Below are 13920 nucleotides of genomic sequence, written 5' to 3' on the forward strand. Positions count from 1 at the left end.
ATCACTGGCCGGAGCCTCGGCGGTGACAGCCGGCCAGGTGGGGGTCGACGATGCCGATCGCCTCCATCAGCGCATGCATGGTGGTCGGGCCGACGAAGACGAACCCGCGGCGCTTCAGCTCCTTGCTGAGCGCGGTCGACTCCTTGGAGGTGGCCTGGACCTGGTCACTGGACTCCGGGGCGGGTGATCGCTCCGGCCGGAACGACCAGACCAGCTCCTCCAGCCCGGCCTCACCGCCGACCTCGGGGCGCAGCTCGATGGTCGCCCGGGCGTTGGTGATCGTGGCGTTGATCTTCAGCCGGTTGCGCACGATCCGGGCGTCGGCGAGCAGCGACTCGCGCTTGGTGTCGTCGTACGCCGCGATCTTGTCGACGTCGAACCCGTCGAAGACCTCGCGGAACGCCGGCCGCTTGTTGAGGATCGTCGACCACGACAGCCCGGACTGGAACGCCTCCAGCGTCAGCCGCTCGAACACCGCGCTCTCGCCGCGCACCCGCACGCCCCACTCGGTGTCGTGGTACTCGCGCATGACCCCGGGCGCCGCCGCCCAGGGGCAACGCGCGACGCCGTCCTCACCGATCACCGGTCCGCTCATGCCGAGAATCCTCGCGTACGCCGCCGACAGCATCGAGCTGGATCACCTGGTCGTCTGCCGCGGCCGCGCAGGACTTCGGGATCCGCGGAAAGCCGGTGGTGGTCGGCGAGAGGTAGCCGCCGGCACCGTCGACCGCGTCGCCGAGCCGGATCGAGCGGCCGTCCACGACGATCTCCTCGGCGGTCGCCTCGGTGCCGCGCGGCCAGACGACCAGGTAGCTGATGTCGCCGTCGACGAACCCGACGCAGCCGCCGATATCGGCCACGGTGCCGCGGACCCGGGCATCCATCCTGCCGATCTCTCGCGACTCGCTGACCAGCAGCTCCAGCCCGAACGGCTCGCCCGTCTCCTCGCCCTCGAGCGCCCCGCACCCCACGACCAACCCGACGAGTCCGATCCCGCCGGCCAGAGCGACAGCCCCAGCGCGCCCCCGGGTTGGATAGTCCGTCACGGAAAGCACCTTCTCATGCCGGACCATCCAGCACCCTTGCCAGAATGCGTTAGTGATGACTAACGTATTTCTGTGACCGACGCCCTGTCCGCCGCGGCCGAGCCCAACCGCCGGCGGATCCTGCAGCTGCTCGCGTCACGGCCTCGGCCGGTCACCGAGATCGCGGCAGAGTTCACGGTGACCCGGTCGGCCATCTCCCAGCACCTCGGAGTGCTGAGCGAAGCCGGGCTGGTCGGCGCGGAGAAGGTCGGCCGGCAACGGATCTACCGGGTGCTGCCCTCGGGGCTGCGACGGCTGCAGGCCGAGATCGATCGCTTCTGGACCAACGAGCTCGACCAGCTCGTCACCGACGCAACATCGCTGACCCAGTCGAAGGAGAACAGACCATGAGCTACACCAAGACCGCGCTGCTGCCGGTCGGCCCCGACGAGGCCTTCGCCCTGATCACCGAGCCGGAGCGGCTGCGCCGCTGGATGACCGTGTCGGCGACCGTCGACCTGCGCGCCGGCGGCGGCTACCGCTGGACGGTCACGCCCGGCCACGTCGCCGCCGGCACCTTCAAGGAGGTCGAGCCCGGCAAGCGGATCGTCTTCGGCTGGGGCTGGGAGTCCGACTCCGGCCTCGACCCGGACGGCTCGACCGTCACCGTCACCGTCGAGCCCGCGGACGGCGGCACCCTGGTCACCTTGCTCCACGAGGGGCTGACCGAGGAGCTCGCCAAGCGGCACGCCGAGGGCTGGGAGCACTTCTTCGAGCGCCTGGTCCGGGTGGCCACCACCGGCGACGCCGGGCCGGACGAGTGGGCCTACGCCCCCGAGAACCTCACCCCGGCCACCGCCGCCGACGCCGCGCTCGCGGTGATCCAGCCGGTGCTGCGCGGGATGAAGGCCGAGGACCGCGAGAAGCCCACGCCGTGCCCGGACTTCTCCTGCCACGAGCTGGCCGAGCACCTGATGAGCTCGATCGCGGAACTCGGAGCGATGGCCGGCGCGACTGTGGCCCGTCCCGAGGACGCCTCGCTGGAGGACACCGTGTCGACCATGGCCACTCAGGCGATCGACGCCTGGCGCACGGTCGACCTCGACGGCACCGTGCCCGGCCCGCGCGGCGGGGAGCTGCCGGCGTCGTTCGCGGCCGGCATCCTGCCTCTCGAGCTGTTGGTCCACGGCTGGGACCTCGCCCGGACCAGCGGTCAGCGACTGCACGTCAGCGACGAGGTCGTCGCCTACATCCGCGGCCTCGCCGAGGTCGTCGTACCGGCCGCCCGGCCGAACGGCTCGTTCGGGCCCGAGGTCGAAGCCGGCGCCGGCGCCAGCCCGATCGACCAGCTCGCGGCGTACGCCGGCCGGACGCCGGCCGCCGCTTGATCAACAACAACACCACCACGAGAAGGAGAACTGCAATGACGAAGTTCCTGTACGTCTACCACTCCCCGCCGCTGCCAGCGGATGCTCCCGAGCCCACACCGGCTGAGATGGAGGCGGCCATGAAGCCGTGGTTCGACTGGCGCGAGCGGGTCGGCGCCGGCATGGTCGACTTCGGCACGCCGACCGCCGGTGGCGTCCGGGTCTCCCCGGACGGCACCAAGCCGAGCCAGCTGCAGGTCACCGGGTACTCGATCATCGAGGCGCCCGACCTCGACGCCGCCATCGCGCTCACCGACGGCCACCCGCACCTCGCCTGGCCGGGCGGCGAGATCGAGGTCCACGAGGCGCAGGCGATCCCGGGGATGTGATTCGGTGAAGGCGAGCGACGAGGACAAGGAGCGGTTCCGGGCACTGGTCCCGGAGCTGCCGGACGTCGTTGTCAAGCCGATGTTCGGGCAGCTCGGCGCGTTCCGGGACGGCAAGATGTTCGCCGGCATGTACGGCGAGGCGATCGGAGTGAAGCTGGCGCCGGCGGACCTAGCCGAGCTTTCAGCGGTCGAGGGAGTGGGTCCGTTCCTGCCGGTCAAGCCGATGAAGCAGTGGCTGGCGCTGCCCGCGTCGTACTCCGACGAGGAGATCACCGCCTGGATCGTGCGCGCAGCAGAGTCGTGGGCCTGAGCGTGCGCCATGGCGCACGCTCAGACCCACGACTCCTATTCAGCGGCTACGGGGTGAGCGTCCAGGTGTCGATCTTGCCGATGTCCTGGGCGGCGTTGTCGTTGACCCGGAGCTTCCAAGTCCCGTTGGCGGTCTCCGACGACAGGTTCACCGTGTAGGTGGTGTTGATGTTGTCGGCGCTGCCACCCGCTCGGTTGTGCAGCACGTAGACCGACCCGTCCGGAGCGACCAGGTCGACCTTCAGGTCACCGATATAGGTGTGCTGGATGTTGACCGCGACCTTGGCGGCGGCCGACGCCGTACCGGTGCAGCCGCTGATCGTGACCGGCGACTCCACGGTCGCGTTGTCGGCGATCGCGAAGTCGGTGCCGTTGGTTTGCGCGGCACAGGTCGGCGTGGTCCCGCCACCGCCGGCGTCCAGCGTCCAGGTGTCGATCTTGCCGGTGTCCTGGGCGGCGTTGTCGTTGACCCGGAGCTTCCAAGTCCCGTTGGCGGTCTCCGACGACAGGTTGACGGTGTACGTCGTGTTGATGTTGTCGGCGCTGCCACCGGTCCGGTTGTGCAGGACATACACCGATCCGTCCGGCGCGACCAGGTCGACCTTCAGGTCACCGATGTAGGTGTGCTGGATGTTCACGCTCACCTTGGCGGTCGCCGAGGCAGCACCGGTGCAGCCGGACAGGGTGACCGGGGACTCCACCGTGGCGTTGTCGGCGATGGCGAAGTCGGTGCCGTTGGTCTGTGCGGTGCAGTCGCCGCCACCGGTCGGGTTGACCGTCCAGCTGAACGACGCCGACCCGGTCTTGGCCGGGTTTGAGCTGTCGGTCGCGGTGACCGTCACGTTGGAAGTGCCGGCCGTGGTCGGCGTACCGGTGATGGTGCCGGTCGACGCGCTGATCGACAGCCCGGCAGGCAGGCCGGTGGCCGACCACGTGTACGGCGCGGTGCCGCCGCTCGCGCTGTTGGTGCGGTTGACCGCGGTCCCGACCGTGGAGGTCTGGCTGCCCGGGTTGGTCACCGTCACGCCACCGGGGTTGCCGCCGGGCGAGAGCTCCTCGGCCTTGGCGTTGATCACCGACGCGAAGTGGCTGACCTGGGCGTAGATGCCGTAGGCGTTCGGGCGGGCGCAGCCGTCACCCCACGACACGATGCCGACCTGCACGAACCCGTTGCCGGTGTTCTTGACCATCGGACCGCCTGAGTCACCCTGACAGGTGTCGGTGCCTCCCTGAGGGAAGCCGGCGCAGATCTCGGTCGGCTTGTTCAGCCGGGAACCGTAGTAGTCGTCGCACGTGTCGTCCGGAACGAACGGCACGGTGGCCTTGAGCAGCCGGTTGCTGCCCGGGCCGCCCTCGCTGGTGGCGCCCCAGCCCATGATGGTGAAGTCACCGGTGTCGTGGGAGGTGTTGCCGAGCTGGATCAGCGGGGCTCCGGCCACCTTCGACTGCAGCCGGATCAGGGCCCAGTCGTTGGGGACGTCACCGTTGTCGTGGACATAGTTCGAGCGGATCGTGGTGCCGCTGCCGAGGTTCACATTGCCGTACTCGACGGTGATGCTGGTGTTGTTGCCGGTGCCGGACACGCAGTGGGCGGCGGTCAGGATGATGTCCTCGCGGATGAAGGAACCGCCACAGCCCATCGAAAGGTGGACGACCCAGGGAAACTCGCCCTGAGCGGCCGGCGTACCACCGACGACGTTCGGGGTGATGTCCCCCGGGTCGTCATCGGCCTGGGTGGGGGCCGCGAGCACGGCCATGGCAATCAAGAGTCCGCCGACGAGAGCGGCGAACCTGGTGGCGCAACGTTTCATCGATGCTCCTAGCAGGGGATAACCCGAGCGCGGGCACGCCCGAGAGTGGGGCGAATATCCTCCTCCCGGATCCCCTAGCACAACGGACCAACTCTGGCCAAACTGGATCTGGCCGGAAATGATCCGGTCAGCTCGCGGCTACCGCCCATTTCCCGAAGAAGTCGAGGGTCTCGGGCAGGTAGCGCATCGTGAACTGCGCGTCGTGGCGGCCGGGGTGGATGCCGCCCTCGGGCTTGGTGAGCAGCCCGGAGATGTAGTGGCGGGTGGCCTCGGCGAACTCGTCGTCCGCGCCGCAGTCGATCCGCACCGGGATGTCGCGTAGCTCGCCCTGCCGGAACGTGGTGCCGTAATCGTCGAACGCGGCCTCGTCCTCGAAGGCGTCGTACCTGACGTCCTTCCAGGTGTCGAAGAGCGCCGGCGAACTGGCCGCCACCGCGAACACCCGGTCCGGACCGAGCAGACCGGCGAGCCGGAGCGCGCCGTACCCGCCCATCGAGAAGCCGTAGAGCCCGACCCGCTCGACGTCGAGCCGGAGGTCCTTGCGGATCGCCAGCGTCGGGATCAGGGTGTCGGTCACGACCGCGCCGAAGTCGGTACCGGCCTCGCCGCCGGTCGTCCGCGGGTGGTACCAGGAAGCGAACGCGTCCATCGTCGCCACAGCGAACGGCTCACCGCCACGGCGTACGTGATCGGTGAGGTACGCCGGGAGCAGGGTGACGTCGCGGAAGGTGTAGCGGTTGCCGCCGAGGCCGTGCAGGGCGATCACGACCGGCAGCCGCTGCTTGTCGGGTACGCCGTACGGCCTGGTCACCGTCCAGCCCACGGTCAGGTCCGGCGCCTTCGGCGACACCATGATGCCCTCGTACGTCGTACCCGACGGCGCCGTCGGTGGGATCGGCGGCTCGAAGGTCTCGGTCGGGCGCGGCCGGGGTCGCGCCTTCGGCTTGGCCTCCGGGCTGCAGCCGATCGTCGTACTCAACCCGGCCGCGGCGACCATGCCGCCGCCGAGACGCAGCAGGCGACGACGGTCCATGCCGCGACGTTAGCTGCGATACTCCGGATTCTCGAAGTCGAACCGGGCGCCGGCGTCCCATTCCGACCGGACGTTGCCGTAGCCGGGCACACCGCCAGCGTCCTTCAGCATCTTCGCGAGGTGCATCAGGTTCCAGGTCATGAAGGTGGTGTTGCGGTTGGTGAAGTCGTTCTCGGGGCCGCCGCTGCCGGGGTCGAGGTACGACGGGCCCGGGCCGGCCTCGCCGATCCAGCCGGCGTCGGCGTTGGGCGGGACCGTGTAGCCGAGGTGCTGCAGGCTGTAGAGGATGTTCATCGCGCAGTGCTTGATGCCGTCCTCGTTGCCGGTGATCAGGCAGCCGGCGGCGCGGCCGTAGTAGAGGTACTGCCCCTTGTCGTTGAGCTCGCCGCTGAGCGCGTAGAGCCGCTCGATGACCTGCTTGGTGACACTTGAGTTGTCGCCGAGCCAGATCGGGCCGGCGATGACCAGGATGTCGGACGCGAGGATCCCGGGATACAGGTCGGGCCATTCGTCGTGCTCCCAGCCGTGCTCGCGCATGTCCGGGTAGACGCCGGTCGCGATCTGGTGGTCGACCGCGCGCAGCTGGGTGACCTCGACCCCGTGCTTGGTCATGATCTCGGCGCTGGCGTCGACCAGCCCCTGGGTGTGGCTAGGCTCCGGGCTCTTCTTCAGGGTGCAGTTGATGAAGGTCGCCTTCAGGCCGGTGAAGTCCCACTCGCTCATGCTCCGACTCTGCTCGGCTTCAGCCGGTTCGGCAACGGGCCGCGCTTACGAGTCGGTGACATGCCCTAGGTTGGCAAGGTGACCGACTACGGGCGCCCGGTGGAGTTCGGCTTCTTCCTGGAGCCGACCGCGGCAGACGCGCAGGCGACGGTGGCGGCGGGGGTGCTCGCCGACCGGGCCGGGCTGGACCTGCTCGGCATCCAGGACCATCCCTACCAGCGGCGGTTCCTCGACACCTGGACCCTGCTCACCGCGATCGGCGTCCAGACCGAGCGGATCCGGATCTTCCCCGACGTGGCCAACCTGCCGCTGCGGCAGCCTGCCGTACTCGCCAAGGCGGTGACCTCGCTCGACCTGCTCACCGACGGCCGGGTCGAGCTCGGTCTCGGCGCCGGTGGCTTCTGGGACGCGATCGCGGCGATGGGCGGGCCGCGGCGTACGCCGGGTGAGTCGGTGCGCGCGCTTAGCGAGGCGATCGACGTGCTCCGCCGGTGGTGGACCGGCGAGCGGTCGGCCCGGGTCGACGGCGAGTTCTACCACCTGCGCGGCGTCCATCCCGGCCCGCAGCCTGCGCACCAGGTCGGGATCTGGCTGGGTGCGTACGGCCCGAAGATGCTTGGGCTGGTCGGCAGCAAGGCCGACGGCTGGCTGCCTTCGGAGCCCGGCATGCCGGCCGCGAAGCTCGCCGAGGCGCACGCGCGGATCGACGAGGCTGCGGTCGAGGCGGGCCGCGACCCGGCCGCGATCACCCGCCTCTACAACATCTGGGACGACCGGCCCACGCCGGCGGAATGGATCGAGCGGCTGACGTCGCTGGTGGTGGAGCACGGCATGAACGGGTTCCTTCTCGGCGGCCCGCCCACCGAGCAGACGTTCCGCACCATCGCGGACCAGATCGCTCCTGCCGTCAGGGAGAACGTCGCCGCGGCCCGCGGCGCCACGAACTAGTGGGCATCTCCGGAAGTTCTTCGAGGGTCTGAGTGGTCAGGGTGCGTGCAGCGCAAGGCGTCGGAGGGAGGCGGGCCGGTGGCCCGTCGACCGACGACAACGCAGCGATGTGCGTGCCATGGCCGCTCAGACCCCGATGAACTTCCGGAGATGCCCACTAGCAAGAGACCAGGGAGAGTCGATGGACCAGCGGCTGGAGCGAGCGCAGGAGCTGTACGAGCGGGCGGTCTTCGCGGGCGATGCCGACGCGGTCATCGCCGGGCATCGCCAGCTGGACTCGGTCGAGGCGGACGTCGCTCTGGCCCGCGGTCGGCTGCTGCACGCGTCGTACCTCACCGACCGCGACGAGCACCCCGCCGAGCGCGGGCTGTTCGAGCGCGCGATCGACCTGTATGCCGCGTCGGGCGACGGCCGCGGTGAGGCCGAGGCGCGGTTCTGGCTGGCGACGTACCACCAGGTGCTGCACGACGACCACGACACCGCCCTGCCGCTGCTGCAGCGGGCCGAGGAGCTGTCGGTCGCCGCCGGCGACGACCTGACGCGGTCCTACGTGCTGCGTCACACGGCGTTCGTCGAGCAGGCGGCCGGACGGCTGTCTGAGGCCCGGAGGCTGATGTCCGAGTCGACCGAGCTGCGTCGCAAGGTCGGCTTCCTGCCCGGCGTTGCGGCCAACCTGGTCGGGCTCGCCTACCTGGCCGCGGAGGACGACGACGCCGGTGCGGCGCCGGCACTGCTGGACGAGGCCGCCAACGTCGCCGCCGAGAGCGGAGCCGTCGCCGTCGCGGGCTGGGTCGACGAAGCCCGCACCAACCTCGGCCTCTAACGCCGAGTCGGCGCCTAGCGGCGCTGCTTGAGACGGGCGTTGGGGAGCGGAGGTGCGGGGATCGGGGCCAGGTGGTCGCCGACCACGACGCCGAACCGGCCCGGCTCCACGAGCCGGCTATCGCCGACCACCCCGCCCGGGCCGCCGCCGGCGATCTGCTGCTGCCACTCCTCGCGGAAGCCGACGATCTCCTCGTGGGTGCGGCCCACGAAGTTCCACCACATCACGATCGGCTCGCCGAACGGCTCACCACCGAGCAGCAGCATCCTGGCTTCGTCGTACGCCGTGATCTCGACGTGGTCCCGGCCCGGCGCGAGGTAGGCCAGCTCGGCTGACTTCAGCTCGACGGCCGGGTCCTCGCCGACCGCGACCACGCCGGTGTCGAGGAGCACGCCGTGCTCGAAGGCCGGGTCGAGGTCGATCCGCAGCGTCCGTCCGGGCGCGATCATCAGCTCGGCGCCGAGCAGCGGCGTACTGGTCGGCACCGGTGCGGTGTCGCCGAACGCGGAGCCGAGGAAGACGCGCGCCTCCCAGCCCGGCCCGCGCACCGGCGACGGCTTGTAGTGGTCGAAGCGGGCCGGGCCGTTGCGGGTCGCATCCGGCAGCGCCACCCAGAGCTGGACGCCGTGCAGGACGTTGGTGGCCTGGGTCGACACCTCGGAGTGGCTGACCCCGCTGCCGGCGGTCATCAGGTTGAGCTCTCCGGGCAGCACCAGTGCGTGGTTGCCGGCGCTGTCGCGGTGCTCGACCGAGCCCGTGAACAGCCAACTGACCGTCTGCAGGCCGGTGTGCGGGTGCGGCGGGACCAGCATCCCGCCGGTGTCTGCGACCTCGTCCGGGCCGTAGTGGTCGGCGAAGCACCAGGCTCCGATCAGCGACCGATGACGCTGCGGCAAGGTACGCCGCACCCGCATCGCGCGCAGCCCACCCAGGGGCACATCACGCGGGGTCATGATCTCCGGCGCCGAGAACGTCACGGCCCCATCGTTGCTCGCTAGGGGTAATGCCGTCACCTTTCGGCGCGTCCAGCCGACCGAGTCGAGAGGTTTGGACGAATTTGTCGACCGGTTTTGGCCGGAGCGTGCGCCTGCCGGCAGAGGCGGTCGGCATGCCGGGTGGTCTCGGGGAGGCGGAACCGCGGAGTCAGCCTCAGGACCAGCTCGGTGGCGGCCTCGATGTCCATCAGGTGCCCGATCGACAGGAACACTGGCTTGACGCCGGCCCGGGTGCGCAAGGCCCGGCCCATCGGCCACCGTTCGTCGGTGATCGCGGTCCAGTCGCCGCGGTCCGGCCCCGGCTCCGCGTAGTCGCCGAACGGCGACTTGCTCACGCCGATCGACGGAAGGCCGGTCAGCACTCCGGCGTGACAGGCCAGCCCGAACCGTCGCGGATGCGCGATCCCCTGGCCGTCACAGACCAGGACGTCGGGTGCGGTGTCCAGCCGCTCCAACGCCGGCAGCAGGAGCGGCAGCTCACGGAAGGCGAACAGCCCGGGGACGTACGGGAATCCGACCTCTCCGCGGACCGCCGCCTGGTCGACGACGGCCAGCGAGTCCAGGTCGAGTACGACGACCGCTCCCACCGCCTGGTCGCCGTCGTAGTGGACGTCGAACCCGGCCGCCGTCCGCGACGCGAAGCCGTCGGGCACGGCGTCGACCACCTGGTCCCGCAGCCGGAGCTGCTCGGCGATCGCCTCTTCGGCGGTCGCGGGCCAGTCGGCTGTCACTCCGCGGGCTCGAGCCGGACGATCACCGACTTGGAGGTGGGGGTGTTGCTGCCGTCGGCGACCGAGTCGAGCGGGATCAGCGGGTTGGTCTCGGGGTAGTACGCCGCGGCGCAGCCGCGCGGCTGGTCGTAGGAGACGATCCGGAAGTCGGCCGCGCGACGGTCGACTCCCTCGAACTCGCTCACCAGGTCGACCCGGCCGCCGTCGGTGAGACCGAGGTCGGCGATGTCGTCGGGGTGGACGAAGACGACCCGGCGGCCGCCCTTCACGCCGCGGTAGCGGTCGTCGAGCCCGTAGATCGTGGTGTTGAACTGGTCGTGCGAGCGCAGCGTCTGGAGCAGCAGCCGGCCGTCCGGCACGGCGAGCACCTCCAGCGGGCTGACCGAGAAGACGGCCTTCCCGGAGGCGGTCGGGAAGGTGCGCGAGTCGCGGGGCGGGTGCGGGAGGACGAACCCGGTCTTCTGCTCGACCTTCTCCTCGTACGCCGCGGCGCCGGGCACCACTCGGCCGATCCGGCGCCGAATCTCGGTGTAGTCCTCGCGGAACGACGCCCACGGGATCGCGTCCAGGCCGACCGCCTCCGCCAGCGAGCAGACGATGTCGACCTCGGACTTGAGCGCGCGGGATGCGGGCTTGAGCGGGCCGCGGGAGACGTGCACGGCCGACATCGAGTCCTCCACCGAGACCCGCTGGTCGCGGCCGCCGGTGCGGTCACGCTCGGAGCGGCCGAGCACGGGCAGGATCAGCGCCTCGCGGCCGTGGACGACGTGTGACCGGTTGAGCTTGGTGGAGACATGGACGGTGAGGTCGGCCTTCCGCATCGCCGCCTCGGTCACGGACGTGTCGGAGACGGCGGCCACGAAGTTGCCGCCCATCCCCATGAACACCCGGGCCCGGCCGTCGCGCAGTGCCCGGACCGAGTCGACGGTGTCGAAGCCGTGGTGGCGCGGGGGCTCGAAGCCGAACTCGTCGCGCAGCGCGTCGAGGAAGAAGTCCGGCACCCGCTCCCAGACGCCCATCGTGCGATCGCCCTGCACGTTGGAGTGGCCGCGCACAGGGCAGATGCCCGCGCCGGGCTTGCCGATGTTGCCCTGCAGCAGCGAGACGTTGACGATCTCCTTGACCGTCGCGACGGCGTTCTTGTGCTGGGTGATGCCCATCGCCCAGCACACGATGGTCGCCGCGGAGTCGCGGAAGTACGCCGCCGCCTCCTCGATCTGCGCGCGGTCCAGCCCTGTCGCGGCGTGTACGGCGTCCCAGTCCAGGGCTCCGACGTGGGCGGCGTACTCGTCGAATCCGGTGGTGTAGGTGTCGATGAACTCCCGGTCGAGCGCATCCCAGTCCAGCAGCAGCGCGCCGATCGCCTGGAACAGCGCCAGGTCGCCGTTGATCCGCACCGGCAGGTGCAGGTCGGCCAGCTTGGTGCCACCGCCGATCATTCCGCGCGGCCGCTGCGGGTTCTTGAATCGCACCAGCCCGGCCTCGCGGAGCGGGTTGACCGAGATGATCTTCGCCCCGTTGCCCTTGGCGATCTCAAGCGCTGACAGCATCCGCGGGTGGTTGGTGCCGGGGTTCTGGCCGGCGACCACGATCAGCTCGGCCTGGTGGATGTCCTCGATCGACACCGAGCCCTTGCCGATGCCGATGGTCTCGATCAGACCGGTGCCGGACGACTCGTGGCACATGTTGGAGCAGTCGGGCAGGTTGTTGGTGCCGAAGGCGCGGGCGAACAGCTGGTAGACGAACGCGGCCTCGTTGGAGGTCTTGCCGGAGGTGTAGAACAGCGCCTCGTCGGGCGAGTTCAGCGCCTGGAGGTGCGACGCGATCAGCGCGAACGCGTCATCCCACTCGATCGGCTCGTAATGGGTGGCGCCCTCCCGGAGCACTAGCGGCTCGACCAGCCGGCCCTGCTGGCCGAGCCAGTAGTCGGTGCGCTCGGCGAGCTCGGCGACCGGGTGCTTGGCGAAGAACCTCCCGCCGATGGTGAGCCTGGTGCCCTCTTCGGCGACCGCCTTCGCGCCGTTCTCGCAGAATTCCGCGGGATGCCGGTGCTCGGTCTCCGGCCAGGCACAGCCCGGGCAGTCGTACCCGTCGGCCTGGTTGAGCTTGGTCAGCGCCTTGGTCGCCCGGACCGCCCCCATCTGGTCGACCGCCCGCTTCAGCGCGACCGCCACCGCCTCCGGGCCGGCGGCGGAGTCGTGCGGGTGCCCGACCTCGACCTTGGACTCGTCGATGTCGTGGCGAGGTGCGCGGGTCATGCTCGCCATCATCCCCCGCGGCGTACGACGGCGCCCAGCGGCCACGTCACAGCAACTCAGAGATAACGGCTCGTTCACTGCGCGCTGGGACGGTCGCCCCGTGAGAATCGCCCAGCTTGCCAATTTCATCGGCCCCGCGTCCGGTGGCATGAAGGTCGCGGTGAACGCGCTGGGCGAGGGTTACGTCGCTGCCGGCGCTCAGCGGCTGCTCGTGATCCCCGGCCCGTACGACGCCCGCACCAGCACCCCGGCCGGTGACGTCGTCCAGCTCCGGGCGCCGATGTTCGGCAGCAGCTACCGGCTGATCGTGGAGCCGTGGCGGGTGACCGAGGTGCTGGAGCAGTTCCGGCCCACCTCGGTGGAGTTCAACGACAAGCTGACCCTGGTGCCGGTGGCCCGCTGGGCGCGCCGCAACGGCATCGGCTCGCTGCTGCTCTCGCACGAGCGGATGGACCACATGTTCGCGATGCGCAGCGGCTTCGAGACCAGCGCGAAGGTGTCGATCAAGCTGCTCAACCGGGTCCTGGTGCGCAGCTTCGACACCATCGTGACCACCTCGGAGTACGCCCGCGAGGAGTTCCGGATCCCGGCCGCCGCCGTCGGCTGCCCGATCCTGCGGGTGCCACTCGGCGTCGACCTCGAGACGTTCCGGCCGGTCGCCGGCGGGACGAGCGAAGTGCTCCGCCTGGTCCACTTCGGGCGCCTGTCCCGCGAGAAGTCGCCGCACCTGGCCGTCGCCACCGCGGTCGCGCTGCACCGGCGCGGCGTACCCCTGCGGCTGGACGTGTACGGCGAGGGCCCGCACCGCGACGAGCTGGAGGAGATCGCCGGCGGCGCACCGGTGGTCTTCCACGGCCACGTCGACTCCCGCGAGGAGCTCAGCCGACGGATCGCCGAGGCCGACATCTCGCTCTCGGTCTGCCCGAGCGAGACGTTCGGGCTGGCGGTGTTGGAGGCGTTGGCCAGCGGTACGCCGGTGGTCACCGCCTCGGTCGGCGGCGCCCGCGAGCTGGTCGACGAGGAGTCCGGCGCCTGGGCGGCACCCGAGCCGGAGGCCCTGGCCGACGCCGTACTCGAGCTGGCCGCGCGTCCCGAGGCCGCCCGCCGGGTCGCCGCCCGCCGCCGCGCCGAGCAGTTCCCGTGGCACCGGACCATCGACAGCATGCTCGCGCTGCACAGCGAGCTGGCCAGCTCCGCGCCGTACGCACGGCCCCGGGCTCTCGACGCCTGAGGCGAACCCTTCCGGCGTTCGCGGCGTCACACGAGACGAAATGCCATCCCTTCCCGACGTCTCGAAAGGCCGATCCTTGAAGCTCCGTAGGTTCGTCTCCCTCCTCGTCGCCACGGCGTCCGCTGTCGTGGTCGGTCCCGCGAATGCGTCCGAACCAGCCGCCGAAACGGTGTTCCGCGTCTACGTCTCGACGACCGGCAGCGACGTCAACACCGGCCTCACGCTGGCGGCCGCGGTCAAGACCCTGGAGCGCGCCGAGCAGGTCATCGCCGAGAGC

The 13920-nt window shown here is 70.5% G+C and carries 15 protein-coding genes; 7 read left to right on the forward strand and 8 right to left on the reverse strand.

The genetic code is table 11. The features are described 5' to 3' along the window. Position 1: 1 nt before the first annotated feature. Positions 2-595 carry a DNA-3-methyladenine glycosylase I gene (locus DDV73_RS25970; RefSeq protein WP_206051106.1) on the reverse strand — a complete coding sequence of 198 codons (594 nt, stop codon included), beginning with the start codon at positions 593-595 and terminating at the stop codon, positions 2-4. Then, positions 573-1046 carry a hypothetical protein gene (locus tag DDV73_RS25975; RefSeq protein WP_154402918.1) on the reverse strand — a complete coding sequence of 158 codons (474 nt, stop codon included), beginning with the start codon at positions 1044-1046 and terminating at the stop codon, positions 573-575. Before DDV73_RS25975 ends, DDV73_RS25970 begins: the two co-directional genes overlap by 23 nt. Before the next feature lie 72 nt (positions 1047-1118). On the opposite strand from DDV73_RS25975, the gene DDV73_RS25980 reads away from it, so the two are divergent. From DDV73_RS25980 to DDV73_RS25995, 4 genes are read left to right on the forward strand one after another with little or no spacing between them, the layout of a single operon-like run. Continuing rightward, the gene (locus DDV73_RS25980; protein ID WP_109510185.1) at positions 1119-1436 is read left to right on the forward strand and encodes an ArsR/SmtB family transcription factor; all 318 of its coding nucleotides are present in this window, start codon (positions 1119-1121) and stop codon (positions 1434-1436) included. Further along, positions 1433-2413, forward strand: a complete 981-nt coding sequence (locus DDV73_RS25985; protein ID WP_109510186.1) for a TIGR03086 family metal-binding protein — start codon at positions 1433-1435, stop codon at positions 2411-2413. The genes DDV73_RS25980 and DDV73_RS25985 overlap by 4 nt, the downstream gene beginning before the upstream one ends. A gap of 35 nt (positions 2414-2448) precedes the next feature. Continuing rightward, on the forward strand, positions 2449-2781 hold the full coding sequence (locus tag DDV73_RS25990; protein WP_109510187.1) for a YciI family protein: 333 nt from the start codon (positions 2449-2451) through the stop codon (positions 2779-2781). 4 nt (positions 2782-2785) lie between these two features. Then, positions 2786-3091 carry a TfoX/Sxy family protein gene (locus DDV73_RS25995; RefSeq protein WP_206051107.1) on the forward strand — a complete coding sequence of 102 codons (306 nt, stop codon included), beginning with the start codon at positions 2786-2788 and terminating at the stop codon, positions 3089-3091. Positions 3092-3137: 46 nt separating this feature from the next. Here DDV73_RS25995 and DDV73_RS26000 read toward each other — a convergent pair whose 3' ends face one another. From DDV73_RS26000 to DDV73_RS26010, 3 genes are all read right to left on the reverse strand, one after another. After that, positions 3138-4901 carry a proprotein convertase P-domain-containing protein gene (locus tag DDV73_RS26000; RefSeq protein WP_109510188.1) on the reverse strand — a complete coding sequence of 588 codons (1764 nt, stop codon included), beginning with the start codon at positions 4899-4901 and terminating at the stop codon, positions 3138-3140. Positions 4902-5028: 127 nt separating this feature from the next. Next, on the reverse strand, positions 5029-5934 hold the full coding sequence (locus tag DDV73_RS26005; RefSeq protein WP_109510189.1) for an alpha/beta fold hydrolase: 906 nt from the start codon (positions 5932-5934) through the stop codon (positions 5029-5031). Between the two features lie 9 nt (positions 5935-5943). Then, on the reverse strand, positions 5944-6657 hold the full coding sequence (locus DDV73_RS26010) for a flavodoxin family protein (protein ID WP_109510190.1): 714 nt from the start codon (positions 6655-6657) through the stop codon (positions 5944-5946). A gap of 78 nt (positions 6658-6735) precedes the next feature. Between DDV73_RS26010 and DDV73_RS26015 the strand changes: the two genes are divergently transcribed. Together DDV73_RS26015 and DDV73_RS26020 are read left to right on the forward strand one after the other, a co-directional pair. Further along, complete coding sequence (locus tag DDV73_RS26015) at positions 6736-7605, forward strand: LLM class flavin-dependent oxidoreductase (RefSeq protein ID WP_109510191.1); 870 nt, start codon at positions 6736-6738, stop codon at positions 7603-7605. Between the two features lie 181 nt (positions 7606-7786). After that, positions 7787-8428 (forward strand): hypothetical protein, encoded by a 642-nt coding sequence (locus tag DDV73_RS26020; protein ID WP_109510192.1) that lies wholly within the window; start codon positions 7787-7789, stop codon positions 8426-8428. Positions 8429-8442: 14 nt separating this feature from the next. On the opposite strand, the gene DDV73_RS26025 is transcribed toward DDV73_RS26020, so the two are convergent. From DDV73_RS26025 to DDV73_RS26035, 3 genes are read right to left on the reverse strand one after another with little or no spacing between them, the layout of a single operon-like run. Then, positions 8443-9405: a pirin family protein gene (locus DDV73_RS26025; protein WP_240617488.1), complete on the reverse strand. Its 963-nt coding sequence runs from the start codon at positions 9403-9405 to the stop codon at positions 8443-8445. A 32-nt stretch (positions 9406-9437) separates the two neighbouring features. Continuing rightward, positions 9438-10154, reverse strand: coding sequence for an endonuclease V (locus DDV73_RS26030; protein WP_109510193.1), 717 nt, complete (start codon positions 10152-10154; stop codon positions 9438-9440). Next, positions 10151-12412 (reverse strand): FdhF/YdeP family oxidoreductase, encoded by a 2262-nt coding sequence (locus DDV73_RS26035; RefSeq protein WP_109510194.1) that lies wholly within the window; start codon positions 12410-12412, stop codon positions 10151-10153. The genes DDV73_RS26030 and DDV73_RS26035 overlap by 4 nt, the downstream gene beginning before the upstream one ends. A 100-nt stretch (positions 12413-12512) precedes the next feature. Between DDV73_RS26035 and DDV73_RS26040 the strand changes: the two genes are divergently transcribed. Further along, positions 12513-13643 (forward strand): glycosyltransferase, encoded by a 1131-nt coding sequence (locus tag DDV73_RS26040; RefSeq protein ID WP_240617489.1) that lies wholly within the window; start codon positions 12513-12515, stop codon positions 13641-13643. Positions 13644-13920 lie beyond the last annotated feature (277 nt).

Source organism: Nocardioides speluncae (assembly GCF_003121585.1).
Taxonomy (GTDB): Bacteria; Actinomycetota; Actinomycetes; order Propionibacteriales; family Nocardioidaceae; genus Nocardioides; species Nocardioides speluncae.

What these genes read in the sequence shown, in the direction of transcription:
- DDV73_RS26005 (WP_109510189.1), bottom strand. Translation starts at nt 5,934, where the DNA reads ATGGACCGTCGTCGCCTGCTGCGTCTCGGCGGCGGCATGGTCGCCGCG.
- DDV73_RS25985 (WP_109510186.1), top strand. Translation starts at nt 1,433, where the DNA reads ATGAGCTACACCAAGACCGCGCTGCTGCCGGTCGGCCCCGACGAGGCC.
- DDV73_RS25990 (WP_109510187.1), top strand. Translation starts at nt 2,449, where the DNA reads ATGACGAAGTTCCTGTACGTCTACCACTCCCCGCCGCTGCCAGCGGAT.
- DDV73_RS25970 (WP_206051106.1), bottom strand. Translation starts at nt 595, where the DNA reads ATGAGCGGACCGGTGATCGGTGAGGACGGCGTCGCGCGTTGCCCCTGG.
- DDV73_RS26020 (WP_109510192.1), top strand. Translation starts at nt 7,787, where the DNA reads ATGGACCAGCGGCTGGAGCGAGCGCAGGAGCTGTACGAGCGGGCGGTC.
- DDV73_RS26010 (WP_109510190.1), bottom strand. Translation starts at nt 6,657, where the DNA reads ATGAGCGAGTGGGACTTCACCGGCCTGAAGGCGACCTTCATCAACTGC.
- DDV73_RS26000 (WP_109510188.1), bottom strand. Translation starts at nt 4,901, where the DNA reads ATGAAACGTTGCGCCACCAGGTTCGCCGCTCTCGTCGGCGGACTCTTG.
- DDV73_RS26035 (WP_109510194.1), bottom strand. Translation starts at nt 12,412, where the DNA reads ATGACCCGCGCACCTCGCCACGACATCGACGAGTCCAAGGTCGAGGTC.